The sequence below is a fragment of the Bradyrhizobium embrapense genome, assembly GCF_001189235.2.
In the GTDB taxonomy this organism is placed as follows: Bacteria; Pseudomonadota; Alphaproteobacteria; order Rhizobiales; family Xanthobacteraceae; genus Bradyrhizobium; species Bradyrhizobium embrapense.
Genome location: NZ_LFIP02000011.1, coordinates 129753 through 155993 on the forward strand (window position 1 = coordinate 129753; position 26241 = coordinate 155993).

23 protein-coding genes are annotated in these 26241 nt (G+C 64.9%); 10 read left to right on the plus strand and 13 right to left on the minus strand.

Translation table 11 applies throughout. From position 1 onward, the window contains the following. The first annotated feature begins 26 nt into the window (after nt 1-26). Together AKN83_RS33195 and AKN83_RS33200 are read left to right on the plus strand one after the other, a co-directional pair. Nucleotides 27-1187, plus strand: a complete 1161-nt coding sequence (locus AKN83_RS33195) for an ABC transporter substrate-binding protein (protein ID WP_050401532.1) — start codon at nt 27-29, stop codon at nt 1185-1187. 4 nt (nt 1188-1191) lie between these two features. Beyond that, on the plus strand, nt 1192-1938 hold the full coding sequence (locus AKN83_RS33200; RefSeq protein WP_050401533.1) for an NAD(P)H-dependent oxidoreductase: 747 nt from the start codon (nt 1192-1194) through the stop codon (nt 1936-1938). A gap of 9 nt (nt 1939-1947) precedes the next feature. Here AKN83_RS33200 and AKN83_RS33205 read toward each other — a convergent pair whose 3' ends face one another. The 9 genes from AKN83_RS33205 to AKN83_RS33245 form a co-directional block, all read right to left on the minus strand. Then, on the minus strand, nt 1948-3132 hold the full coding sequence (locus AKN83_RS33205; RefSeq protein ID WP_244522188.1) for an acyl-CoA dehydrogenase family protein: 1185 nt from the start codon (nt 3130-3132) through the stop codon (nt 1948-1950). A 5-nt stretch (nt 3133-3137) separates the two neighbouring features. Then, the gene (locus AKN83_RS33210) at nt 3138-4073 is read right to left on the minus strand and encodes an alpha/beta hydrolase (protein ID WP_050401534.1); all 936 of its coding nucleotides are present in this window, start codon (nt 4071-4073) and stop codon (nt 3138-3140) included. A 1-nt stretch (nt 4074) separates the two neighbouring features. After that, nucleotides 4075-4824, minus strand: a complete 750-nt coding sequence (locus tag AKN83_RS33215; protein WP_050401535.1) for an SDR family NAD(P)-dependent oxidoreductase — start codon at nt 4822-4824, stop codon at nt 4075-4077. A gap of 1 nt (nt 4825) precedes the next feature. Continuing rightward, complete coding sequence (locus tag AKN83_RS33220; protein WP_050401536.1) at nt 4826-5620, minus strand: enoyl-CoA hydratase/isomerase family protein; 795 nt, start codon at nt 5618-5620, stop codon at nt 4826-4828. Between the two features lie 13 nt (nt 5621-5633). Beyond that, nucleotides 5634-6131: an aromatic-ring-hydroxylating dioxygenase subunit beta gene (locus tag AKN83_RS33225; protein ID WP_050401537.1), complete on the minus strand. Its 498-nt coding sequence runs from the start codon at nt 6129-6131 to the stop codon at nt 5634-5636. After that, the gene (locus tag AKN83_RS33230) at nt 6131-7390 is read right to left on the minus strand and encodes an aromatic ring-hydroxylating oxygenase subunit alpha (RefSeq protein WP_050401538.1); all 1260 of its coding nucleotides are present in this window, start codon (nt 7388-7390) and stop codon (nt 6131-6133) included. Before AKN83_RS33230 ends, AKN83_RS33225 begins: the two co-directional genes overlap by 1 nt. Nucleotides 7391-7576: 186 nt before the next feature. Continuing rightward, nucleotides 7577-8077 carry a hypothetical protein gene (locus AKN83_RS33235; protein WP_050401539.1) on the minus strand — a complete coding sequence of 167 codons (501 nt, stop codon included), beginning with the start codon at nt 8075-8077 and terminating at the stop codon, nt 7577-7579. Continuing rightward, nucleotides 8074-9141 (minus strand): phosphotransferase family protein, encoded by a 1068-nt coding sequence (locus AKN83_RS33240; protein WP_050401540.1) that lies wholly within the window; start codon nt 9139-9141, stop codon nt 8074-8076. The genes AKN83_RS33235 and AKN83_RS33240 overlap by 4 nt, the downstream gene beginning before the upstream one ends. Further along, nucleotides 9141-10694 (minus strand): acyl-CoA synthetase, encoded by a 1554-nt coding sequence (locus AKN83_RS33245; RefSeq protein WP_050401541.1) that lies wholly within the window; start codon nt 10692-10694, stop codon nt 9141-9143. The genes AKN83_RS33240 and AKN83_RS33245 overlap by 1 nt, the downstream gene beginning before the upstream one ends. A gap of 205 nt (nt 10695-10899) precedes the next feature. On the opposite strand from AKN83_RS33245, the gene AKN83_RS33250 reads away from it, so the two are divergent. The 7 genes from AKN83_RS33250 to AKN83_RS33280 all read left to right on the plus strand — a co-directional run bounded on the left by AKN83_RS33250 (nt 10900) and on the right by AKN83_RS33280 (nt 19511). Beyond that, entirely contained in the window at nt 10900-12123 is a 1224-nt protein-coding gene (locus tag AKN83_RS33250) for an ABC transporter substrate-binding protein (RefSeq protein WP_050401542.1), read from the plus strand. A 54-nt stretch (nt 12124-12177) separates the two neighbouring features. Beyond that, entirely contained in the window at nt 12178-13293 is a 1116-nt protein-coding gene (locus tag AKN83_RS40765; RefSeq protein ID WP_050401543.1) for an Rv3169 family protein, read from the plus strand. A gap of 5 nt (nt 13294-13298) precedes the next feature. Continuing rightward, nucleotides 13299-14225 carry an acyl-CoA thioesterase gene (locus AKN83_RS33260; protein WP_050401544.1) on the plus strand — a complete coding sequence of 309 codons (927 nt, stop codon included), beginning with the start codon at nt 13299-13301 and terminating at the stop codon, nt 14223-14225. Between the two features lie 211 nt (nt 14226-14436). Further along, nucleotides 14437-14670 (plus strand): hypothetical protein, encoded by a 234-nt coding sequence (locus AKN83_RS40130; protein WP_050401545.1) that lies wholly within the window; start codon nt 14437-14439, stop codon nt 14668-14670. Between the two features lie 279 nt (nt 14671-14949). Continuing rightward, nucleotides 14950-17280 (plus strand): TonB-dependent siderophore receptor, encoded by a 2331-nt coding sequence (locus AKN83_RS33270; RefSeq protein WP_050401546.1) that lies wholly within the window; start codon nt 14950-14952, stop codon nt 17278-17280. A 1-nt stretch (nt 17281) separates the two neighbouring features. After that, nucleotides 17282-18310, plus strand: a complete 1029-nt coding sequence (locus AKN83_RS33275) for an extracellular solute-binding protein (RefSeq protein WP_050401547.1) — start codon at nt 17282-17284, stop codon at nt 18308-18310. Then, on the plus strand, nt 18303-19511 hold the full coding sequence (locus AKN83_RS33280; protein WP_050401548.1) for a PepSY-associated TM helix domain-containing protein: 1209 nt from the start codon (nt 18303-18305) through the stop codon (nt 19509-19511). The genes AKN83_RS33275 and AKN83_RS33280 overlap by 8 nt, the downstream gene beginning before the upstream one ends. A 9-nt stretch (nt 19512-19520) precedes the next feature. Here the strand turns inward: AKN83_RS33280 and AKN83_RS33285 are convergent, their stop codons facing one another. After that, nucleotides 19521-20048, minus strand: a complete 528-nt coding sequence (locus tag AKN83_RS33285) for a DUF4269 domain-containing protein (RefSeq protein ID WP_050401549.1) — start codon at nt 20046-20048, stop codon at nt 19521-19523. Between the two features lie 214 nt (nt 20049-20262). Next, the gene (locus AKN83_RS33290; protein ID WP_050401550.1) at nt 20263-21900 is read right to left on the minus strand and encodes an isocitrate lyase; all 1638 of its coding nucleotides are present in this window, start codon (nt 21898-21900) and stop codon (nt 20263-20265) included. Between the two features lie 145 nt (nt 21901-22045). On the opposite strand from AKN83_RS33290, the gene AKN83_RS33295 reads away from it, so the two are divergent. Continuing rightward, nucleotides 22046-23482 carry a helix-turn-helix domain-containing protein gene (locus tag AKN83_RS33295; RefSeq protein WP_050401551.1) on the plus strand — a complete coding sequence of 479 codons (1437 nt, stop codon included), beginning with the start codon at nt 22046-22048 and terminating at the stop codon, nt 23480-23482. A 9-nt stretch (nt 23483-23491) separates the two neighbouring features. On the opposite strand, the gene serA is transcribed toward AKN83_RS33295, so the two are convergent. Further along, a complete protein-coding gene (serA, locus tag AKN83_RS33300; protein ID WP_050401552.1) occupies nt 23492-24745 on the minus strand; it encodes a phosphoglycerate dehydrogenase in 1254 nt (417 codons plus the stop codon). Nucleotides 24746-25097: 352 nt separating this feature from the next. Then, nucleotides 25098-26189, minus strand: a complete 1092-nt coding sequence (locus tag AKN83_RS33305) for an ABC transporter ATP-binding protein (RefSeq protein ID WP_050401553.1) — start codon at nt 26187-26189, stop codon at nt 25098-25100. Nucleotides 26190-26241 lie beyond the last annotated feature (52 nt).

Below are 26241 nucleotides of genomic sequence, written 5' to 3' on the forward strand. Positions count from 1 at the left end.
ACACGTAACACCATGAGGAGGAGACAATGATCAGACATCTGGCGGCAGCCGCGCTGCTGCTATCCACGGCCTGTCTTGCCATCGGCCCTGCTGCCGCCGCCGATCCCGGGATCACCGACACCGAGATCCTGATCGGCGACGTCGAGCCCCTGACCGGGCCGCCCGCGTTGCTCGGCGTCGCGGCCTCGATCGGCCACAAGATCGCGATCGCAGAAGCTAACGCCGCCGGCGGGATCAACGGCCGCAAGATCAAGTATGTGCTGGAAGACGACGGCTACGTCACCGCGCGCACCATCCAAGGCGTCAAGAAGGTGATCGACGTCGACAAGGCATTTGCAATGATCGGCATCTCCGGCTCCGGCCAATCGATCGCGGTGATGCCGCTGCTGGAGAAGTCGGGCATTCCGACGGTCATCGACGTCGGGCCCGTCAAGCCACTGTGGGAGCCGCCGCGCAAGAACGTGTTCGTGGTCGGCCAATCCTACGAAGAAGGCATCGTCGATCTCGTCAACTTCCTCGCTGACAAGAATCCAGGCAAGAAGTGGGGACTGATCACCCAGGATGACGATTACGGTGTGGCCGTGCACGACGGCTTCGATTCGGTGGTCAAGGCCAAGAAGCTGAATGTCGTCTACAGCGGCAACTACAAGAAGGGCCAACAGGATTTTTCGTCCGACATGCTGCAGCTCAAGGAGTCAGGCGCCGAGGTGTTCCTGGCCGGCGGCATCATCGCCGAGAACATCGCGATGATGAAGGAGATCGAGAAGCTCGGCATCAAGCCGGTGACCGGCATCTTCTGGCCCGGCCGCGTCGAACCGGTGCTGAAGCTGATGGGCCCGGCCGGCGACGGCATCTACGCGGTCGACTATGTCGAACCGTTCGCGGGCGCCGCCGGCAAGGCGTTCCTCGAGAAGGCCAAGCCGCTGGTGTCGGAGGCCGAGTTCAAGGGCATCAACCGCTACACCATGACCGGCTATGCTGCCGCCAGAGTCCTGATCGCGGCGATCGAGCGCTGTGGCAAGCAACCGACCTGGGCCTGCACCATCTCCGAGCTGGAGAAGACCAGGAATGTCGAGACCGGCGTGATGGCGCCGATCAGCTTCGGACCCGGCGTCCGCTTCTCCAACCAGAAGCTGCAGATCATGCAGGCCGACACGGCGACGCTCAGCTTCAAGCCGGTGAACTAGAACCATGAAGGTCCTGATCGTCTTTGCCCATCAGGAGGCGCAGTCGTTCAACGCCGCACTGCTGGCGCGGTCGGTGGCGGAGCTGAGCGCACTCGGGCATACGGTCAGGATCTCCGATCTCTATGCCATGCGCTTCAACCCGGTGGCGACCGCCGAAGACTTTGGCGAGCGGCGGTTCCCTGACCGGCTGCAATATGACCGCGAGCAGAAATACAATCTGCAAAAGGAATCGCTCAGCGGCGACATCGCCGCCGAGATCGAGAAGCTGCTGTGGTGCGACATGCTAATCCTGCAGTTTCCGCTATGGTGGTTCTCGGTTCCCGCCATCATGAAGGGCTGGATCGACCGCGTGTTCGTCAATGGCGCGGTCTATGGCGCCGGCCGCCGTTACGACACCGGCGGCCTCGCCGGCCGCCGCGCCATGGTCGTGACCTCAACCGCCGCCTATCCTGGAATGTGCGCACCCGACGGGCTGGTCGGCGCGCTCGACGTGGTGCTGTGGCCGATCCAGAATGGCACCCTGGCCTATGCCGGCTGCAAGGTGCTGCCGCCCTTCGTGTCGTATTCGGTGAACTTCGTCGACGAGGCGAGGCGACATCGCTACCTCGACGACTACGCCGAGCGGCTGCGGCAAATCGAGAGCACCGAGCCGCTGTTCTTCCATCCGCTCGCTGATTTCGGCGAGGATTGGCGGCTGAAGCCGGGGATTGCGCCAAGGACTGTTGGGCAGGGCAGGTCGACGACGCCGTAGGTCAACCGCTCACATCCGCTTGGCGACTTCCTCCAGCATCACCTCGGTGGCGCCGCCGCCGATCGTCAGGACCCGCGCGTCGCGCGCCATGCGCTCGATCGGCGTGCCGCGCATGAAGCCTGAGCCGCCGTGCAATTGCAGGCAGCCATGCACGACCTCGTGCAGCACCTCAGGCGACAGCGCCTTCACCATCGACACTTCGCGAAGACAATCCTTCCCGGCCGCCGCGAGCTCGGCGGCCTGATAGGCGAGCGCCCGCGCCGCTGCCGCCTTCGCGGCGAGCTGGGCGAGCTTCAGCCGCACGCCCTGCTGGTTCCAGAGCGGGCCGCCGAATGCCTGCCGCGTCTTCACATAGTTCGTCGTCAGCTCGATCGCCTTGGCCGACTCGCCTGCGCAGATGCCGCCGATGCAGATGCGCTCGTTCTGGAACGTCTCCATGATGCCATAGAAACCCTTGTTCTCCTCGCCGAGCAGGTTTTCCGCCGGCACGCGCACGTCCTGGAAGCCGAGCTCCGCGGTGTCCGAGCAGAGCCAGCCATGCTTGTCGAGCTTGGTTGCCGTGATGCCCGGCGTGTTGCGCTCGAGGATGAACAGCGAGATGCCGCGGCTGCCCTTGGCATGCGGATCGGTACGCGCGGCGACGATCAGGATGTCGCCATAGACCGCGTTGGTGATGAACATCTTGGCGCCGTTGATCACCCAATGATCGCCCTCGCGCCGCGCGCGCGTCTTGAGGCCGGCAACATCCGAGCCGGCGTCGGGCTCGGTCACGGCGATCGAGCAGACCGTCTCGCCGCGGATGATCGCGGGCAGATATCTCTGCTTCTGTTCCGGCGTGCCGCGCAGGCTGATGTGCACCGCGGACATGTCGGTATGAACAAGGATCGACGAGGTGAAGCCGCCGAAGCTCGAGCGCCCGAGCTCCTCGGCGAACACCATCGAGGCCAACGGTCCCATATCGGTGCCGCCATACTCCGTCGCATGGCGCATGCCGAGGAAACCGAGCGCACCCATGCGGCGATAAATCTCGCGCGGGATCTTGCCGTCGCGCTCCCACGCCTCGGCATGCGGCACCACCTCCTTCTCGACGAAGCGGCGGACCTGCTCGCGCAGCATACGCAGTTCCTCGGGCAGATTGGGCGGCTCCGGGAAATGGAATTCGGTCTCAACGAGCTGGCACGGATCAGAGGTCATGACGTTCATTGTGGTGCCCTCTCGTAGCTGATGTGAAGATGGCTGCGCAGAAAAGCTGCAAGGGATGCGATCGCCTCGCGCGCGTGCGGAATCTCGGGGAACATCTGGAACACGTGAATCATGCCGTCCCAGACCTGGAGTTCGACTTCACAGCCTGCGGCCCTGGCCCGCGCGGCAAGGTCAACCGAATCGTCGCGCACGGTTTCGCGGTCGCCAACCTGAACAAGGAGCGGTGGCAGACGAGTGAGATCGGCATAGAGCGGCGAAGCCAATGGATTACGGGGATCGCCGTCCTTGCCGAGATAGTTCCTCGCCAGCGCCAGAATCATCGCGCGCTGATGGATCGGATCGGCCTCAGCCCGGCTCTCGTAGCTTGCGCCGCTCGCGGTGAGATCGGTCCAGGGCGACATCAGCGCGCCGGCAGCGGGGAGCGGCAGGCGGCGATCCCTCGCCGCGAGCATCGTAGCGAGCACAAGATTGCCGCCGGCGGAGTCGCCGGCGAAGACGATATCGGCAGGACGCAGCCCTTGGCGGCGCAGATAGTGGTAGGCAGCCAGTACGTCATCGAGCGCCGCCGGAAACCGGTGCTCCGGCGCCAGGCGATAATTGATCGAAAGCACACGGCAGCCGGACGCATCGGCAATTCGCGCGGCCAGGTCGCGATGCGAGGCGACCGAACCGATGCGGAAACCGCCGCCGTGAACATAGAGGATCGCCTTGTCGTGCGGTGCGCCCGACGGGACGAGCCATTCGCCGTCGACGCCGCCGGCGGAGACCGGCTGGCACATCACCGGCACCGAGCAGCCGTCGAAGGCCGCATCCCAGTCGCTACGCATCTGCGCGACGGTGGTGTCGCGGGTCCAGCTGCGATAGATCGCACGCAAGCGCTCGATCGCGCGTTCGACCGGATCGATTGCGATATCGTCGCCCGCGCTCGCCATCTCAGCCGCCGATGCCCATGCCGCCGGACACGCCGAGCGTCTCGCCGGTGACATAGGCGGCCTGGTCGGACGCCAGGAACAGCGCGGCGGCCGCAACCTCCTCCGGCTCGCCGAGCCGTCCGAGCAGCGTCGCGCCGGTCATCGCCTGCAGGATCTTGTCGCCGCCCTTTGCGACGGCCTGTTCCAGCATCGGCGTGCGGATCGGCCCCGGCGCGATTGCGTTCGCGGTGATGCGAAAGCGCGCATTCTCGCGCGCGATGCTCCGGGTGAAGGAGATCACGCCGCCCTTGGCCGCGGAATAGACCGCGCCGCCCTTCGAGCCGAGCCGGGCCGCCTCCGAGGTGACATTGATGATGCGGCCGAACCGCGCCGCCTGCATCGCCGGCAGCGCCGCGTGGGTGCAGGCCAGCACCGAGGTGAGATTGACCGCGATCAGGCGCGTCCAGTCCTCTGCTGACGTGTCGGTGAAGAAGGCATGCTGATCGATGCCGGCATTGTTGACGACGATGTCGAACGGGCCATCCTGCGCCATCACGGCTTGCACGGCCGTGGCATCGCTGACATCGAGCCCGGCAGCCACTCCGCCGGTCTCCCGCGCAAGTTCCGCGGCCGTGGCGACGTCGAGATCGGCGATCACGACCATGGCGCCCGCGCCGGCAAAACTGCGCACGATCGCGGCACCGATGCCGCGCGCACCGCCGGAGACGAAGGCGCGGCGGCCATCGAGACGTCCGAATGGCAAGGCCGCCACGTCAGCGCCCCTTGAATACCGGCTTGCGCCGCTCGATCACCGCGGCGAGCCCTTCGCGCGCATCGGCCATCCCCGAGAGCTCGGCGACGGTGCGCGCCTCTTCCGACAGGCATTGCTCGATGCTGCTGCCGGTGCCGGCCCAGACCAGGCGCTTGGTTGCCGCCAGCGCTTTCGGTGCACCGGCCGCAAGCTCGCGCGCCAGCGCAAGCGATGCAGCGGCAAGCTCGGTATCGGGCACGACCTTCGTGACGATGCCCATTTGCAGCGCCTCGGCGGCCGGGATCACCGGGTTGGTCAGCAGGATCGACATCGCCCGCCGCAGGCCGACCAACCGCGATAACGTCACCGAGACGCCAGCATCCGGCGCCATCGCCACCCGCGTCGCGCCGGCGAGGAATTTTGCCGATTCCGCCGCGATCACGATGTCGGACGCGCAGACCAGGCCGAAGCCGCCGCCCCCAGCCGCAAAGCCCTGCACCGAGGCGATCACTGGCGCCTCCAGCCGCAGCAATCCGGTCACTGCATTCTGAAGGTACGCGGTGGCCTGGCGGATATAGTCCGGCAGCTTCTCGCCCTTGGAGGCAAAGGCGCGGACATCGCCGCCGGCACAAAAGTTCGTGCCCTCGCCGCTCAGCAGCACGACGCGAAGATCCGGATGGCCGTGACAGACCATGATGGCGTCGCACAGCGCGCTCAGGAGCTCGGCGCTCATGCCGTTGGCCGCGTCAGGCCGGTTGAGCCGCAGCCGCGCGATGCCGTCGGTGATGTCGAGCAGGACGGGACCCTTGTCGATCATGGCGAGACCTTCCCTAAACCAGGAATGACAGCGTGTAGATCGCCTTGTCGTTGTTGACGAGGATGACCTTCTTGCTGGCCATCCGCAATTCCCCGTCGACATGGCGCAGCCGGTATTCGTTGCGCGCCGCCCACAGCGTGTCGTCGCGCAGACTCGATTCGAAGATCAGGCTGTTGCTGGCTACCGCGATATCGCCATCGTCCGGCTGCTCGTCCATCAGCTCGATGTTAGAGACCAGCCGGCGCAGGTTCGACTGCGGCGTCTGGGTGAAGTGCTTGCCGGTCATCAATTGCCGAACGCGCAGCGCGATCCGCGAACGGTTGTCGTAGATAATCGACATCTGCCGCTCCGGATCGATGTCGGCGCCATTGGCCGGCACCCAATAGATCCCGTCGTCGGTCCAGAGCCTCTCCCAGGCCTCGTATTGATGCTCGTCCTGCAATCGCGCCTCGCGATAGAGGAAGGCGGTGACGGCGCACATCAACGTGGCGCTGCTCTCGCGCGACAACATCAGGCCGGCTCCATCAGCTTGCGATAATGGGTCCAGATGCCGCGCGACGGCACCTCGTCGGTGACGTGGCCGACCGTGAAGCCGAGCTCGTCCTGCCGCTGGCGCTTCTCGCCGCGGCCAAGGAAGATCCATTCCGGATTGCGCGCCAGCACGCCGCGATGGCAGCGCTCGTACATTTCGGAATCATCTGCCAGCAGGAAGCCGGCCGGGCCGACCGAGCCCATGGTCTGCTGGCGCAGCCTCCGGTTCAGGTCGGGCGCGCCCTTGAACTGCAGTGCGGTGACATGCTGCACGCTGTCGTCGACGCCGAGCGGCTGGATCACGAACATCTGGATCTCGGCGATGAACAGGTTCGGGAAGATCATCACATGCGGCGTGCCGTCGATCATGATCTCGCGCGCCGCGGTATCGCCATAGGCGGCCTTCATCCGCGCTGTATAGTCCGGCAACCGCTCCTCGCTGGTGCCGAACCAGCTCATCGGCGCGTCGCGCTTGCGGAACTCGGGCCGCAGATCGATCTCGGTATGGCCGTTGCCGTAGTCTCGGGTCAGCGCGGTCGAGGCGCCGCCATAGAGCTTGCCGATCATGCTGTCGGCGACACCGAAGATCGAGGTGTGCACGAAGGCCGGGTGATAGCCGTCGCACTCGTTCTCCAGGATGAACTTCCAGTTCGCCTTGACGCGGTGCTTGAGGAAGCCCGCGGTGATCTCGACCTCGCCCTCCGGCGACGATCGTACCAGGCGATCGATAGTCTCGGCGGCGCCGCCGAGATGTTCCCTCAGGGTCGGGCCATCGGCCGCGAACGAGCCGAACACGAAGCCGCGATAGGACTCGACGCGCGTCACTCGCCCGAGCGCCAGCTGCGCCTTGTCCTGCCCCTCGTAGCCGTCCGGGAAGGCATAGCCGACCAGGCGGCCGTCATTGGCGAAGGTCCAGGAATGGAACGGACAGGTGAAGGAGCGCGCATTGCCGCGCTCGAAAGAGCAGACCTGGTTGCCGCGATGCGAGCAGCGGTTGAGCAGCAGATTGACCTTGCCCTGCTCGTCGCGCGTCATGATCACGGATTGCGGGCCGATCGACTTGACGACGTAGTCGTTGGCGTTGGGCACCTCGCTCTCGTGCCCGACATAGACCCAGGTCCGGTACCAGATGTTCTTGAGCTCGGCCTCGAAGATCTCCGGATCGGTGTAGAGCGATCCGTGCACCCGGTCGGGTCGGATCAGCCGCTCCCATGGCGAGACGCCGGTCATAATATTCATCGCTCCGTCTCCCTCGCCGGCCGCTTGCGCGGATGCTTTCACCGGCCGCCAATAATAATCCGAACGACCGTTCGGTCAATGAATAGCACGGGCGCGACGAGCGGGCAAGCTTCTTTGCGAACCCAGCGCCGATCGCCGGAACAGTGCGCAACGATGCAATCACCGGTAGTTGGCGACGCAACCATCTCAGCCCTGCGCCGCGCCGCTATCACCGCCTGCGATTTGCTCCAGCATCGACTTCGGCGTCGTCGCAAGCTCGATCTTGAGCTGGTCGCAGATCGCCCGGCGCAGCAGCCGCTCGATCCCCGCGACATCGCGATTGGCCGCACGCGCGCCCTCGCCGCTCGCCCAGAGCAGAAGCTGTCCCAGTTGCCGGTCGCCATCGTCCCGCATCGCCTCGATCGCGGCGACGTCCAGCAGATCGCCCCCGATGCGCGGCGTCGCCGGAAGCTCCGGATGCGCCATGCCGTCAGCCAATCGTTTGACCGCAGCAAAAGTATCGTCCTGCAGACGCACCTGCTCAAGCAGCGGTCCAGCCTTCCAATCGGCTGCGAGCTTCAGGCCGTTCAGCGCATAGATCGCCGAAAACACCTGGCCACGGACGAAATCGTCACGGCTGTTCGGCACGACATGGCTTTGCAGGGCATCGACGATGCCGTCGATCAGCCGTTCGAAGGATGCACTCATGCCGCGGCTTCCAATGCGCGTTCGAAGGCCCGCACGATCGAGGGCATCTGGCTTGCCATCACGGCAAGCCGCATGTCGTTGAAGCGATCGACCTCGAAGGCGCGCACCGCGCACATCTGGATCGCCGCCGCCTGATACAGCGCGTAGGCCTCGTAGAAGGCGAGACTCTTGTCCGACACCGCAATGCCTGAGGCGCGCTGATAGAGATCAATCACCTCGGCGCGCTCGAGCACGCCATAGAGCCTCCGGCTCCCGGCATTGAAGGTCGGCATCATCGCCCAGGCCAGATCCTCATGGGGATCGCCGAGGTGCGCGAGCTCCCAATCGAGGATGGCGGTGATCCGCCCGTTGCGCTCGATGAAGTTACCGATCCGGTAGTCGCCATGCACGATGGTGCGGCATGGCGGCTGCGGGCAGTTGTTCTCAAGCCAGCGCCCGCCCCAATCGAGCAGCGGATAATAGCGCGCGGTCGGACGCGCCAGCGAAGCGCGCCAGCCGGCGATCGCGCGGACTTCGGCGCGTTCTCCGCCCAGTTGCATCGATGCAAATGGCGTTGTGCCCTTATCGATCCGGTGCAGCGATGCCAGGATCTCGACGAATTGCCGGGCGATCGCACGCTTGCGGTCCGGATCGAACTCGCTCGCCGCCCATGGCGCGGGAACCTCGCCCTCGACATGGGTGCAGATGAAGAAGGGAAAGCCGATCTCGGCGCCGTGCTGTTCTGACGACACCAACGCCGGAACCGGCACGCCGCTGCCGGCCAGCGACTGCAATGCATGGACTTGCGGCAGCACGGAGTAAGGTGCAAACAGCCCGTTCGGCGGACCGACGCGCAGGATCAGTTTGCGATCCCCGTCGGCCGCAGAACGCGCCACGAAAGCATAGGTGATCCACGAGAAGCCGGATGATTTGCGGCCAAAGCTCGTGATCTCCGTCCGGCTCCCGGAGATCCGCGACAGATGCTGTGCGAGCGCCGTTTGCACCACGTTGTCATTGACCGCGACCGGACGAACAAGCTCCGGCGCGGCCGACACATCATCGGGTCGTTTCGCAACGTCCTGCATCAATTGACCGACCTCGCATAGCCCTGCCACTTCTCCTGGCGCAGCGCCGACTTCATGATCTTGCCGGAACCGGTCAGCGGCAGCGGTTCGAGACGGATGTCGACCGAGCGTGGGCACTTGTAGCCCGCGATCAGGGTGCGGCAATGCGCGATCACCATGTCGGAATCGAGCTGCGCGCCGTCCTTCGGCACGACGATCGCGTGCACTGCCTCGCCCCATTGCGGATCTGGTACCGCAATGACAGCGCATTCCTTGACGTGCTCGTGCTGGAAGATCGCGTTCTCCACTTCTCCCGAATATACGTTCTCGCCGCCGGAGACGATCATGTCCTTGAGGCGATCGACGATGTAGACGAAGCCGTCCTCGTCCATCCAGGCGCCGTCGCCGGTGTGCAGCCAGCCATTGCGCAGCACGCGTGCGCTCTCCTCGGGCTTGCGCCAGTAGCCGAGCATCACGCCGGCGCCGCGGATCGCGATCTCGCCGACCGTGCCGCGCGGCACTTCGTTGCCCGCGGGGTCGATGATGCGGATTTCGACACCAGGCGCCGCGCGCCCGGCTGATTTGCGCTTGCTCGCCAGCGGTCCCTCCAGCGCGTGGTATTCCCACGGCAAGATGGTCGCCAGCGCCGCGCTCTCGGTCATGCCGTAGCCCTGGTGGAAGCGCCAGCTCGGCAGAACGCGCATCAGCTTGACCAGCAGCGCATCCGGCATCGGCGAGGCGCCATACTCGCAATCCCTGACGCTGCTCAGGTCATACGTGCCGAACGACGGATGATTGAGCATCATGTTGAGCATGGTCGGCACGAACAGGCAGTAATCGACCTTATGCTCGGCAATCGTCTTCATCGCGAGCTCGGGCTCGAATTTCGGGATCGTGACGTGGGTGCCGCCCACCAGCGTGAGCGCGATCATCGGCGAGGTGCCGGCCAGATGAAACATCCCGGCCGAATGTAGATACCGCGTGTCCTCGCGGAACCGGAGCGCATAGATCCAGACCAGCGATTCATAGATGATGTTGGCATGCGAAAGCATCACGCCCTTGGGAAAGCCGGTGGTGCCGCCGGTGTAGAAGATGCCTGCGAGATCGTTGTAGGCGCCGGATGCATCCTCGATCGGCGCATGCGCGACGAGTTCGTCATAGCCCTGCATCCCTTCGGGGACCCGTCCCTCGTCCAGATAGACCATCGCGGTGAGTGATTTCGCGCCGCGCAGGCCCGATGCGATCTCGGCAAAGGCCTTGTCGACCAGCAGCAGTTTTGGCGTGGAATCGTCGATCGCGTAAGCATTCTCGGCGACCGCCCAACGCGTATTGAGCGGCACCGCGACCGCGCCCGCCCAAGCGATGGCATAGAGCGCTTCGATATAGAGATCGCTGTTGTGCGCAAGGATCGCGACGCGATCGCCTGCCTCGATGCCGAGCCGCCGCAACCCGCCCGCGGCGCAGGCGACGCGTTGTCCGATCTCCTTCCAGCTTCGCGACCGTCCGGCATGGATGGTGCCCGGTGAATCCTTGCGCAACTGCACCGCCGAGATAAGCGCCTGCGTCAGCTTCATGTTTCCTCCTCAACCGCCATCCGGCCGCGCACACCTGCGGATGTTTCCGTCATGCGTGAAGCCGATTTGCCGCCCGGAGATTCTCCAGTTGATAATCCGGACAGACGGTCTATTATTGCATGGCCGACGCGACGGGTAAAGCCCTTGAGGGCACCGCCGCAGGGATCAACGAGCCCCGCAAAAGAGGGCGTCATGGGAGGGGAAGATGCGGAAGCCAATCACAACGCTTGCCGTGTGGGCGTTCGCGCTCACCGGCGCGCTCGGAACAGCGAACGCCCAGAAGGCCTATGGTCCCGGGGTCAGCGACACCGAAATATTGCTCGGCGCCAACGCGCCCTACAGCGGACCGGCGTCGATCTATGCGAGCTTCCCGAAGACCATGCTCGCCTATTTCACGATGCTGAACGAAAAGGGCGGCATCAACGGCCGCCACATCAATTTCGTGATCCGCGATGACGCCTACAGCCCGCCCAAGACCGTGGAGGTCACGCGCGCGCTGGTCGAGAACGACAAGGTGCTCGCGATCATGGCGCCGTTCGGCACGCCGACCAACGCCGCGATCCAGAAATATCTCAACAGCAACGGCGTCCCGCAACTGCTCGTGCAGAGCGGCGGCACCCGCTGGAACGACCCGAAGCAGTTTCCCTGGACGACGCCCTACTCGCCGACCTACGTCAACGAATCCCGGATCATTGCCCGCTACGTGCTGCGCGAGAAGCCCGACGCCAAGATCGGCGTGTTGCTGCAGGCCGACGACATCGGCAAGGATTTTGTGCTTGGCTTGAAGGAAGGGCTGGGTACGAAAGCCGACACCATGATCGTCAAGGAGGCGATGTATCAGTCGACCGAGCCCACGATCGACTCGCAGATCGTGAATCTGAAGGCATCCGGCGCCGACACCATCCTGATCGCCGCTCAGAACAAATTCGCCTCGATGGCGATCCGCAAGATCCATGAGCTCGGCTGGAAGCCGCTGATCTTCCTCGGCTCTACCGCCAATTCGATTGCGGGCGTGCTGGTGCCGGCGGGCATCGAGGCCTCGAGCGGAATCCTGACCACGACATCCTACAAGACGCCGAACGATCCAGCCTGGACCAACGACGAGGGCATGACCGACTATCTCGCCTTCGCCGCCAAATACATGCCGGGAATGGACCCGAACGACGTGATCGCGGTGACCGGCTACACGACGGCCCAGCTCGGCGCCATCATCCTGCAGCGCTGCGGCGACAATCTCACGCGGGAGAACGTGCTGAAGCAGGCCACCAACCTCAGCGGCATCGAGCTGCCGATGCTGCTTCCGGGCATCACGATCCAGACCACGCCGCAGGATTACGCCGCGATCACCGAGCGCCGCTTCGCCCGCTTCGACGGCAAGACCTGGGTGCTGTTCGGCGACATCGTGGGCGCGGGCCCGGCCAAGGACTGATCCCGCTCCGCCCATCCGACTGACCGAGCCGGCTCAAACACAAGGACAAGAACAATGCTGACAGCCCAGGACGATCTCATCGGCCATCAGACTCCGCAGCCGTTTGCCAAGGCAGGCGGCGGCGATGTCAGGTTCACCGAACGCTACTGGTACACCGCACATCCGATCGACGGCCGCGAGCTGCTGATCGACATCGGGCTCGGCTATTACCCGAATCGCAACGTGATGGACGGGTTTGCCGGCATCACGATCGGCCGCCGCCAGCACAATTTCCGTGCCACGCGCCGGCTCGGGACACGTCCACTGGAGACGGAAGTCGGCGGACTCAGGATCGAGATCGTCGAGGGCAACAGCCTGCACAGGGTCTCGCTCGCCGACAATCCGTCCGGAATCAGCTTTGAGCTCGAGTTCAAGGCAAGCTTTCCTGCGGCACAAGAGAAGCAAAATTTTCGCGAGCGCAACGGCGTCGTCGAGGAGGACCTCGCGCGCGTCTCGCAATTCGGCCGCTGGCGCGGCTGGATCGTCGCCGACGGCAAGCGCTACGACATCGAGCCGGAACTATGGTGGGGACAGCGCGACCGCTCCTGGGGCCTGCGCTCGGAGATGCGCACCGACGAGACCACGCCGCCGGTTGCGACCCATCGCAATTTCTTCTGGACCTGGTCGATGTTCCAGTTCGAGACGTCGGCGCTATCGATCTTCATCAAGGAGCGTACGCCGGGCAAGCCGCATTATCTCTCGGGCACCGAGTTCCGCCGCGAAGCTGACGGATCGGTTTCGCATCGCGAGGTGACTTCGGTCGAGCACAGGATCGAATGGGCCGACGATCCGCTCGGCCAGACCATCACGGCGGCCGACTTCACTTTCAGCTTCGATCGCGGCGAGCCGCGCCGCGTCAGGATGCACGGGCTACCGACCCGATTTTATCTGAAGGCCGGCATGTATGGCGGCCTGCAAGGCTGGACCCATGGCGACGACCGCGGCGAGAACCATGCCGCGCACGACATCTGGAACCTCGACGACGCGGCGACGCGCGCTGTCGCGCGCACGCTATCGGACCATGTCGTCCGGCTCGAGAGCGGCACCGAGACCGGATTTGGCATCAGCGAGTATGGCGTCGCCGCCGGCTATCCGCTCTATCCGGGACCGCAGAAATTCCCGGCGATGTGATCGGGATGGACGGGCAAGGCACGCGCGTCGCGCAGGGTGTCGATACCGCGTGCGATCCTTGGGACGGCAAGGCGGCGGAGGCGCTGGTCTCGCTCGAGACCGTCGCCGCGCTGCGCTATCGCAGCCGCTTCGGCGACGGCAATCTCAACGGGCGCTCTTACGGCGGCCAGATCCTTGGCCAGGCCATGATGGCCGCGACGCTCAGCGCGCCCGAAGATCGCCCGGCGGCGATGCTGCAGCTGTTGTTCCTGCGCGGCGCCGATCCCACCCGGCGCATCACATTTGACGCGACGGTCCTGCAGGATGGCAAGCGGTTCTCGTCGCGTCATGTCGTCGGCAACCAGGGCAACGGGCACACCGTGCTGAGCGCGCAGGCGACGTTTTGCGCACCGCAGCCGGGTCCGCGGCACGCGGTGCCGTTCGCGCCGTTGGAGGATCCTGAGAGCCTGCCCGATCTGACCACGATCCCCGACGGGCTGATGGCACAGTTGCGACCGCTCGGTCCGTATTCGCAGCACATCAAGCCCAGCATGGATTTCCGCATCCCCGAGATCGAACGTCAGCTGTCGGCCGCGACGGCAGAGCCACGCCTGCGCTTCTGGATCAGATGCCGACAACCGCTCGCCGCCGGTTCGCGCACCCAGGCCGCGGTGTTCGCCTATCTCTCGGATTGGTGGCTCAACTTCTCCAGCGTCAGCGGCCATCTCCGCGACCTGCAGGAGCGCGCGCCACTTTATCTGTCGAGCCTCAACCATTGCATCTGGTTTCATCGCGCATTTTCGCCCGACGCCTGGATGCATGTCGAAACCGAGAGCCCCTGCGCCGATGGTGGCCGCGGGCTGTCGATCGCGCGCGTCCATGGCCGCGATGGGGCCGTGCTCGCGACCTCGATCCAGGAAACCTTGATGGTGCATCCCGACGGGGATGCGTAAGCCACGCCGTGATAGTTGAGCGCATGTCGTGATCGCGGCTGAGTTGCAGCCGTTGCCAGCTATCGGTTCCATCACCTGTTGAATCCCGGCAACACCGCCAGACAAAATGCGCAATCGTGCCGATTGCGCAATTTGAATCATGAAGGCGCCGCATCGCTGTCAAATCCTGTCTGCGGGCGACGCAACAAGAACACGATTGGGGAAAACCACCATGCAGCAGGCAGTCTCGGGCGCACGGAATGCGGAATCGCCTGGATACGTCCTTTACTTCCAGCTCGCCAGCAACGGCGCGAGACGCGCGTGCAGCCTGACGATCCAGGCGGAAAGCGCCGACGAGGCGGCGCGGATTTTCCGCGAGAACTGGGGCACGATTGAATCGATGGCACGCGACGGCGTGAGCACGGGAATGGTCGGCTCGGCGCCCGTAAGCCTCGCGATGTCATGAGGCGCATCGCGCCTTACAGAGCGATCCTACGCTTGAGGCGTGACAGGGCAACGACCGCTGACCTCAAGCCAGGATCGCGCGACCATTTGACGCTCTAACGTGACAATCAAACATGAGATGCGGGGCTCGCCCACAAGCGCGAGCCCCATCGCGTCTTAGAACGATTCAAATCCAATCCGGTTAGAGGGATTCAAGTCTGCTCCGGTTCTTTTCGCGCGCGCCGACTGCTAGAGGCGCGACGTGAATACGTTCGTGTGAATCGGAAGTGCAAGAGTGCCTGTGAATGCTGATGGCCGGAATGTCGGCGACCGTCGAAATGCCGCCGACAAGGGCCGCACCCACCTGCTGATCGGCGCGGCATTCCTTATCGCCGATATCTCCTCCGCGGTGACGCCGGCAAGCGCCCAATCGAGCGTCCCCTTGCCGCCGGTCACGGTCGACCAACCAACACAGAAGCGCAAGCCCGCCGCTGCGGCGAAGCCGGCGCAGCGAACGCAGGCGGCCGCCGCGGCACGGCAGCGCAGTCGAAATGCGCAACCGGCGCCACCGACACCTTCGGAGCGCGCTGCCGCTGCCGCCGCCATGCTGAACGAAGCCAAGCTGCACTATCGCGCGATGCCGAGCTCGACCACCTTGCGCAGCGGCGCCTCACCGCTCGACACCGCGCAAACCGTCAACATCGTGCCTGAGCAGGTGCTGAAGGATCAGCTGCCGCGCAATCTCGATGACGCGCTCGCCAATGTCAGCGGTGTCACCCAGGGCAACACTTTGGCCGGCACCCAGGATGCGGTGATGCGCCGCGGCTTCGGCGACAACCGCGACGGCTCGATCATGCGCAACGGCATGCCGCTGGTGCAGGGTCGCAGCCTCAACACGGCGGTCGAGAGCGTCGAGGTGCTGAAAGGCCCGGCATCGCTGCTCTACGGCATCATGGATCCCGGCGGCATCGTCAACACCATCAGCAAGCGCCCCGAGCTCTATCAACATGGCTCGGTCACCCTGCTCGGCTCGACCTTCGCCAACAACAAAAACGGCGCCGACGGCACCATCGACATTACCGGCCCGATCGGCAATGGCGGCCTCGCCTATCGCTTCATCGGCTATGGCGTGAGCGAGGACTATTGGCGCAATTTCGGCCGTCACCGCGAAATGCTGGTGGCGCCATCGCTGGCCTGGTACGGCGACAGCATCACCGTGCAGCTGAATTACGAGCACCGCGAGTTCATCACGCCGTTCGACCGCGGCACGGCATTCGATTCCGCGACCAAGGCGCCGCTAGCGATCCCGGCGACGCGCCGGCTCGACGAGCCCTTCAACAACGTGTGGGGCACTTCCGACCTGATGCAGGCCTCGGTCGAACACCGCCTGAACCAGGACTGGAAGCTGTTCGCGGCCTACAGCTACAACACCGAGACATTCAGCGCCAACCAGCTTCGCATCACCGGCATCAATACCAAGACCGGCGTCGAGACCCGCAGCAATGACGGCACGCAGGGCTCGCTCAGCAATGCGAGCTACGGCACCTCCTATCTGCAGGGCAATGTCTGGCTCGGCAGCATCCGCAACGAGGTGCTGTTCGGCGGCGACGGCCAGTATCGCACGATCTACCGCGACAATCTGATCCGGCAGGCGACGCCGAGCTTCAACTTCTACAATCCGGCCTATGGCCTGATCACGCCGGGCACCACGGTGTCCGCTACCGACAGTGCCCAAACCGACAAGCTCGGCCAGTGGTCGCTGTTCTTCCAGGACACGGTGCACCTGACCGAGCGCTTCGCGCTGGTCGGCGGCGTGCGCTACATGGAATACGACCAGATCGCGGGCAAGGGACGCCCCTTCATCACCAACACCAACGTCTCGCAGGACAAGGCGCTGCCGCTCGGCGGCGCGATTCTCAAGCTCACCGACGAGGTCTCGCTCTATGCGAGCTACACCCAGTCGCTGAAGCCGACCTCGACCATTGCACCGCTCAGCGGCGGCGTCGTGATCGGCTCCAACATCGCCCCGGAAGAGGGCACCCAGTGGGAGACCGGCGTCAAGTTCGACTTCAACAAGCGGATCTCCGGCACGCTTGCGCTTTACGACATCGACAAGAAGAACGTGCTGGTTTCGCAGCTCAACGCTGCGACCGGCATCGTCGAGTACCGCACCGCGGGCAAGGTTCGCTCCCGCGGTGTCGAACTCGACGTGACCGGCAGGCTGACCGACAATTGGAGTATGATCGGCAGCTACGGCTATACCGACGCGCGCGTCACCGACGATCCGGTGCTCGTCGGCAAGGCGCTGCAGAACGTCGCGCTCAACACCGCCTCGCTCTATCTGGTCTATGATTTCGGCACCACGCTGCCGGGTCGGCTGCGTCTCGGCGGCGGCGCGCGCTATGTCGGCGACCGGCCCGGCGATGCCGCCAACAGCTTCGCGCTGCCGGCCTACACCGTGGCGGATGTCTTCGCCACCTACGAGACCAAGGTCCAGGCGTTCCCGGTGATCTACCAGTTCAACGTCAAGAACCTGTTCGACACCGTCTATTATCCCTCGGCCGTCAGCAATCTGGCCGTGGCGATGGGCGACGCGCGGCGTTTCTCGCTCTCGGCGACGGTGAAATTCTAGCATGGCCACGGCACGGACAGCGATCGGACTGCTGGCCGCTCTGGCCGCGCTCGCGTACGCCTGCACCGCGGTCCGCGCCGACGAGCTGACGCTCTACTCGACCCGCGAAGCCAATCTGCTCGAGCCTGCCGTCGCGGCGTTCACGGCAGCGACCGGCACCAAGGTCACGACCGTCTTCGTCGAGGACAGCCTGGTCAAGCGACTGATGTCTGAGGGCGACAATTCCGCCGCGGATGTCCTGCTGACCATCGGTCTCGACAAGACGACCCAGCTTGCCGCGCGCGGGCTGACGCGGGCGCTGGCATCACCGCCCCTCGAGCGGGCGGTGCCGGCGAACCTGCGCGGCGGCGACGGCAGCCAGTGGATCGCGCTCGCAATCCGTCCGCGTGTGGTGTTCGCACGCAAGGATGACGCGCTCGCCGCGATCACCTATGAAGAGCTCACCGATCCCAAATGGCATGGCAAGCTGTGCATGCGGCCGGCTGCGCACCAGAACAATGTCGCGCTGATCGCGGCCTACCTCGCGCATCACGGAACAGATGCGACGGAGAGCTGGCTTGGCGGACTGAAGCACAATCTTGCCCACAAGCCGGCCGGCAAGGACAACGACGTGGTCCGCGAGATCGCGGAAGGACGTTGCGACATCGGGATCGGCAACACGGTCGCGCTCGCGCAGCTTCGCGACGGCCGCGAAGGCAATGACTGGCGCGGATGGGCGGAGACCGTGAAGGCGGTGCCGACGGCGTTCGCGGGCGGCGGCAGTCACGTCAACCTGACGGGTGCCGCGATCGCCCGCCACGCGCCGCATCCGGCCGCGGCGCGCGCGTTCCTCGAATTCCTCGTCACAGCCGAGGCCCAGACGATCTTCTCCGCCGCCGAGCTGGAATACCCGGTGCTGGCGACCGCAAAGCGGGCGCCGATCGTGGCGGAAATCGGATCGTTCGCTGCCGATGCTCTGCCGATTGACCAGATCGCTTCACATCAGGCTGCCGCAATCGCCCTGATCCGAAAGGCCGGATTCGATGAGTGATGTCCGACGCCCAATCAAGGCCGCGCTGCTGCAGGTCCATTCCCTCGCCGGCCTCGCGCTGGCGCTGCTGTGGGCGGTGGTCGGCCTCACCGGCGCGACGATGGCCTTCGAGGACGAGATCGAGGCCAGCCTGAACAGCCACATCATGCGCGTCGACGCCAGTGCGAGGCGGCGGCTGACACCGGATGAGCTGGTCACACGGCTGCAGTCGGCGGGCGACTTCGGCAGGGCCTCCGCCGTGACGATGGCAAGCGACCCGTCAGCGGCCGCACGCATCCGCTTCGCCCGCAGCGAAGGCGGCGCGCGGCCATCCTCGGTCTATGTCGACCCCTATGACGGACATGTGCTCGGCTCGCCGTCCGGCGAGGACTTCTTCGCGACCGTCCGCAAGCTGCATCGCTGGCTGCTGTTGGCCGGCGACGGCAACGGCATGGGACGCAAGATCACCGGCACTGCCGCGATTGGCCTGATCGTGATGCTGATCACCGGCCTCGTGCTGCGCTGGCCGCATCGCGCGCGCAGCGTGAAGATGTGGCTGAAGCCGAACCTCGGCCTGCGCGGGCGCGGCCTGCACCGCTCGCTGCACGCCGTGATCGGCACCTGGGTGCTGCCGGTCTATCTGGTGATGACGCTGACCGGCCTGTGGTACTCGTTCGAGTGGTACAAGGCCGGCGCCAACTGGCTCCTGGCGCGGCCTCAGCCCACGGATGCTGGGATGCAGCCCAAGCCACCGCGCGGCGCGGCTGCGGACAAGCGCGAGGCCAAGACCGACAGCAGCGCCGAGGCAAAATCGCTCGCCTTCGATCGGGTCTGGACCACGTTCCTGCAGCAAGAGAAGAACGATTACGGGCGGGTCCTGTTGACCCTGCCGGCCGGCGCGGGCACGGCCGTGCGCGTGCGGTCATGGCCACGGGATTCGTCGCTCGAGAGCGTGCGTGACGAATTCCGGATCGATGCCGTCACCGGGCACGTGATCTCGTCGGATCGCTACGCGGACAAGACGTTCGGCGAGCGTGTCCTTGCCGGCGTGCTCGACATACACCGCGGCGCCATCCTGGGGTGGCCCGGCAAGCTCGCCTTCATGCTGGCCGCCGCCATGATGCCATTGTTCGCCGTGACCGGCCTGCTGCTCTATCTGTCGCGCCGCAAGCACCGGCGCCTCGTTCGGCCGCCGATGGGCCGCCTCGTTCCGGGCGAATAGACCGCGCCATCAGCCGAGGCCGCACGCCGCGAGCCGTGCCCGCAATGCGTTGTCCGTTTCAGTCGCGAGTTCGAGCAATCCACGATAGGGATCGCCCGATATCCCGAGCACGGCGGCGAACGCAGGCTCGGTCTTGAGGCCGTCCGCCCGCAATTTGCCGACGGCTCGCCGCAGCCGTCCGTCATCTAGCGCAAGCAACCGCCGTTCGACATCGAAATGAATCCAGCCCGGCTGCCGGTCGACCGGGCGCCGGTCACCGAACAGTTCGAACGGCCAACCGTCCCACACGAATCGGGCAATCACCGGCCGCGCTTCCGAGGTCCATCGGTAGAGGGCGAAATCAGCGGCCGATCGATAGTGGGCCCAGACGGTCTCGGCAAACGCGTCCGGATCGAACGCATGACAGACGACATCGATGTCGCTGCCGGCTACGGCCAGGTCGAGCGGCAGCGTTCCGACGACGCGTGGATCGAACGGCTTGAGCCGCTCCATCACGGCGGAGCTGGTGACGGCAGATGCGTAGTGCCCGATAGCCATCGCACGGCATTCCCTCAAGTTCGTAGGGTATCATGCGCGCGTGGAATACGTGAACCTCCACACATGCTCGAGGCCTTGAGAGGGTTTGCAAGCGGAACGGGTCGATCCCGACCGCGTCAGCATGGTCGAAACCGCCCCCGCCAAATAGAGAACAGGCGGGACTGCCTCGCAATCCCGCCTGTCCAGCCGATGGTCGCTATGACCCGTCGAAAAATTAGCCGAACTGGTTCATCGTGTTGTGGGCGCCGCCCGCCTTGAGGGCAGCCTCGCCGGCGAAGTACTCCTTGTGATCGTCGCCGATGTCGGAGCCCGCCATGTTCTGATGCTTGACGCAGGCGATGCCCTGACGGATCTCCGCGCGCTGCACGTTCTTGACGTAACCGAGCATACCCTGCTCGCCGAAATACTCGCGTGCGAGATTGTCGGTCGACAGCGCAGCCGTGTGGTAGGTCGGCAGCGTGATCAGGTGGTGGAAGATGCCGGCGCGCTTGGCCGAATCCGCCTGGAAGGTGCGGATCCGCTCGTCGGCTTCCTTCGCCAGCGGGGTGTCGTCGTACTCCGCCTTCATCAGCTCGGCGCGGTTGTACTTGCTGACGTCCTGGCCGGCTTCCTTCATCGCGTCGTAGACCTGCCAACGGAAGTTGAGGGTCCAGTTGAACGACGGCGAGTTGTTGTAGGCAAGCTTGGCGTTCGGGATGACCTTGCGGATGCGGTCGACCATCGATGCGATCTGCTCGATATGCGGCTTCTCGGTCTCGATCCAGAGCAGGTCGGCGCCGTTCTGCAGCGAGGTGATGCAGTCGAGCACGCAACGATCCGCGCCGGTGCCGGGACGGAACTGGTAGAGATTGGAAGGCAGCCGCTTCGGACGCATCATCTTGCCGTTCTGGTTGATGATGACGTCGCCGTTGCGCGCATTGGCAGCCGTCACTTCCTCGCAATCGAGGAAGCTGTTGTACTGGTCGCCGATGTCGCCGGGCTTGTGGCTCACAGCGATCTGCTGGGTCAGGCCGGCACCGAGCGAGTCGGTACGGGTCACGATGATGCCGTCTTCGACGCCGAGCTCGAGGAATGCGTGGCGGCAGGCGCGAATCTTGGCGATGAACACCTCGTGCGGCACGGTGACCTTGCCGTCCTGGTGGCCGCACTGCTTCTCGTCGGAGACCTGGTTCTCGATCTGCAGCGCGCAGGCGCCCGCCTCGATCATCTTCTTGGCGAGCAGGTAGGTCGCCTCGGCATTGCCGAAGCCGGCATCGATGTCGGCGATGACGGGCACGACGTGGGTCTGGAAGTTGTCGATCTTCTCGATCAGCGCCTTTTCCTTGGCCTTGTCGCCTTCCTTGCGCGCCGCATCGAGCGCGCGGAAGATGTCGTTGAGCTCACGGGAATCCGCCTGGCGCAGGAAGGTGTAGAGCTCTTCGATCAGCGCCGGCACCGAGGTCTTCTCGTGCATCGACTGGTCGGGCAGCGGGCCGAATTCGGAACGCAGCGCAGCGATCATCCAGCCGGAGAGATAGAGGTAACGGCGGTCGGTATTGCCGAAGTGCTTCTTGACCGAGATCAGCTTCTGCTGGGCGATGAAGCCGTGCCAGCAGCCGAGCGACTGGGTGTACTTGGTGCTGTCGGCATCATAGGCGGCCATGTCGGCGCGCATCAGCGCAGCCGTGTAGCGGGCAACATCCAGACCGGTCTTGAAGCGGTTTTGCAGGCGCATGCGCGCCACGGCCTCGGCGGTGACGCCGTTCCAGGTGTCTTTGGTCTTGAGCAGCGCTTCGGCCGCCTCAATCTCGCTCTGATACGAAGCCGGTCCCTGGATGGCCCGGTCGCTGATCCCGCGCGGTTGGAAGTTCATGTCCGTGATCCCTTCGGTGACGAAATAACTGCACCGTTTGTGACGCGCGGCGTCATCGGGAGCTAGACCTGGCGCGGAAAACTTGTCATAACTTACAAGATACCGATGTATTGTTGTAAGAATTTTACAAGTCTTGGATGAGACAATGGTAACCTCAAGCGCCCGTTCCGTTTTCATGGGCCCGCGGCTGCGACGGCTGCGGCGCGACCTCGGGCTGACCCAGGCCGACATGGCCGCCGACCTCGAAATCTCGGCCCCCTATGTCGCGCTGCTGGAACGCAATCAGCGGCCGGTGACGGCCGACATGCTGCTTCGTCTGGCCCGCACCTACAAGATCGATCTGGCCGACCTCGCCGGCGACGGCGGCGCCGATCACACCGCGCGCATGCAGTCGATCTTGAAGGAGCCGATGTTCGCCGACATCGACATCCCCGCGCTCGAGGTCAGCGACCTCGCGGTCAGCTATCCCGGAATGACCGAAGCCTTCCTGCGCCTTTACACCGCCTATCGCGAAGAGCAGCTGGCGCTTGCCGAGCGGCGCGCACCGGATCTGGCGGGAGCTGCCTTGCTGCCGGGCGAGAATTTTGACGCCAACGATCCCGTCGCGGAGGTCAGGCGATTCCTCGCCGCGCGCCGCAACAACTTCGCCAACCTCGACGATGCCGCCGAGCGCCTGGTCCACGAACCTGCGGGCCCGGCCGGATTCATCGAACGGCTTCGCGAGCGTCACAAGCTCCAGGTCCGCTATTTGCCGCCCAACGTCATGCTCGGTTCAGTCAGGCGACTGGACCTGCATCGCAGGCAATTGCTGCTCGAGGATTCGCTCGATACCGCGGGCCTCAATTTCCAGCTCGCTAAGCAACTCGCCTATCTGGAACTGGAAGGCGAGATCAGCGCGGCGGTGGAAGACGGCAAGTTTACCAGCAAGAGCGCCGAGTTGCTGGCCCGCCGCGCACTCGCGGCCTATGCGGCGGCCGCACTCATCATGCCGTACTCGGTGTTTGCTAAAGCGGTCGAGACGCGCCGTTACGATCTCGAGGCGCTGGCGCGCCAGTTCGGCACCAGCTTCGAGCAGACCGCGCACCGCGTCACGACCCTGCAGCGGCCGGGGCTCGAGAAGGTGCCGTTCTTCCTGATCCGCGTCGATCCCGCCGGCAACATTTCCAAGCTGCTCGACGGCGCCGGCTTCCCGTTTGCCAAGCACGGCGGCGCCTGTCCGCTATGGTCGGTGCACGATATCTTCAAGACGCCGCGGCAGATCGTGACGCAATGGCTGGAATTGCCCGACGGTCAGCGGTTCTTCTCGATCGCCCGCACCGTGACCGCCGGCGGCGGCGCGTTCGGCGCCATCCGCGTCGAGCGTGCGATCGCGATCGGCTGCGCCGCCGAGCATGCCGGCCAGTTGATCTATACGCGCGACGGACAGGGGCCGAACGCGGACGAGCCGACCCCGATCGGCGTCGCATGCCGGGTCTGCCATCGCCCGAGATGCGCGGCGCGGTCGGCGCCGCCGATCGGACGGGAGATTCTTCCCGACGATTTCAGAACCTCGAGCGTTCCGTTCGGCTTCTCGGCGGATTGACGCGGTCGATCAGCCCTGCGGCCGGGTCTGGTCGTACAGCACCCGCGCGCGGATGGTGCCGTCGATGGCTCTCAGATCGGCGAGCAGTGCCTCGCCCTCACCGCCGACAACGTCGGTTTCGAGCACGACATAGCCGACTTCCGGATCGGTTTGGAGATATTGTGCCAGGATGTTGATCCCGTGCCGGGAAACCGCGTCGTTGACCTGACGCATGACGCCTGGAACGTTGCGGTGAACATGGATGAAGCGAGTGCCGGTCGGCCGCGCCGGCAATTGCACCTGCGGAAAATTGACCGCGCCGAACGTCGACCCGACATCGGAATAATCGATCAGCTTGCGCGCGACTTCTCCGCCGATGCGATCCTGCGCTTCTTCCGTCGAACCGCCGACATGCGGCGTGAGAATCACATTGGGCAGGCCCTGCAACGGCGAGACGAAACGCGCCTCGTTCGACACCGGCTCGATCGGAAACACGTCGACCGCGGCACCCGCCAGCCGCTCCTCGCGCAGGGCGCTCGCCAGCGCATCGAGGTCGACCACGGTGCCGCGCGAATTGTTGATCAGATAGGCTTCACGCTTCATCAGCTGGAGCTGGGCTGCGCCGATCATGTTGGCGGTGGCCGGCGTCTCCGGCACGTGCAGCGATACGACGTCGCTTGCTGCGAGCAGCGCGTCAAGCGACTCAGCGGGCTCGGTATTGCCGTGGCGGAGCTTGTCGGTCTGATCGAAATAGATCACGCGCATACCCATGGCTTCGGCGAGGTTCGACAGCTGCGAGCCGATGTTGCCGTAGCCGACGATGCCCAGCGTCTTGCCGCGCACCTCGCGGCTGCCTTCGGCAGACTTGTCCCAGCCGCCGGCATGCGCAGAGACCGAACGCGGAAAGATCCGGCGGAACAGCATGACGATCTCGGCGATGGTCAGCTCCGCCACGCTGCGGGTGTTGGAGTATGGCGCGTTGAACACGGGGATTCCGAGCTTTCGCGCGGCGTCGAGATCAACCTGATTGGTGCCGACCGAAAAGCAGCCGACGACGAGCAATCGGTCGGCGGCCTCGAGGATTTCTGCGGTCAACTGCGTCCGCGACCGAATTCCCAGCATATGGATGCCCGACAGCGCTTGCTTGAGCTCTTTGGGCCCCAGCGCCTTGGGCAGACGTTGCAGCTCGGTATAGCCGTTCGCCTCGAACATCCGGACCGCGGAATCATTCACGCCCTCCAGCAGGAGCACGCGTATTTTGGTCTTGGGAAGCGACAACATCATCAATATCCAGGCTCGTGGGCTCGGGCAGGTCATGCACGGGCAGTTTCGACGGATCAGGTGATAACATGGAAAACAATCGCGTCAGAAGCCGCCATGGGCGGCTCGCCGTGCGATTTCCGATGAAGCCGCCTCGATTCGCGCCCAGATGCAGGGCAGGAACCGATTCAGCCCATGTTCTGGTCAATTCGCCGGTAAAGCCCCCGTTGCGGCTCCGAGGGCGTTCGAACGCCCGCTCTGGCTCGCCAGCCGGAGGTCAATCTCAGCCGTACTCTGCTCGGGGCCGAGCGTTATGTCCGGAGCGCTGGTCTCTTCTTTCCAGTGCCGGCAAGCCTGCTGCCGTTGCGAGAGCAGATCAGCAAATAGCCGCCCCTGACGTCTTGTCGAACAGATGCGTTCGCTCGAGATCGAGCGCAACGTCGATGACGTGATCCGGCTCGGCGGCGACGCCGACCGGCATCTGCGCCGTGAACGCGAATGCGCCGACGGTCCCGATCACGAGCGTGTGCGGCCCCAGCGGCTCCACGTCTTTCACGAGCAGGCGGATCGAAGAACCCGCCGGCGCGCCTTGCGGCAACACATGATCGGGCCGCACGCCGAGCACCACGGGCTTGCCGACGCTGCCCGCATAGGCTGCCTCTCGCGATTTGGGAAATCTCAACGCCGTACCGGACGGCTCGGTGAAGGTGAGCGCGCCGTCGCGGGCTACGATTTCGCCATGGATGAAATTCATGCTGGGCGCACCCATGAAGCCCGCGACGAACAGGTTAGAGGGCTTCTCGTAGATCGTGATCGGATCGGCAGCCTGCTCGATCCGGCCTTTGTTCATCACCACGACGCGATCGGCCATCGTCATGGCTTCGACCTGGTCGTGCGTGACGTAGACAATGGTCTTGGCGAGCCGGCGATGCAGCGCCTTGATCTCGGTCCGCATCTCGATGCGGAGCTTGGCGTCGAGATTGGACAACGGCTCGTCGAACAGAAACACATCCGGGCTGCGCACGATGGCACGGCCGATCGCGACGCGCTGGCGCTGTCCGCCGGAAAGTTGCTTGGGCCGGCGTTGCAGATACTGCTCGAGGTCTAGGACGCGCGCCACGTCACCCACGGCCTTCTCGATGCTGGCGCGCGACTCGCCCCGCACCTTCATGCCATAGCCGATGTTCTCGCCGACCGTCATGTGCGGATAGAGCGCGTAGTTCTGGAACACCATCGCGCAGTTGCGCAGGCCCGGGCGCAACTGCGTGACGTCGCGGCTGCCGATGCGGATGGTCCCTCCGGTGACGGCCTCCAGTCCCGCGATCATGCGCAATGTCGTGGTCTTGCCGCAGCCGGACGGGCCGACCAGCACGACGAACTCCTCGTCGGCCACCTTGAGGTCGAGCCCTTCGATGATCTTGTAGGGTCCGTATGCCTTGCTGACGTTCTCGATCTCGACGTGCGCCATGGAATCCTTTTCCGTCCCTTCGACGGCAAGTCAAGTCCCGGATGAGGCTCGC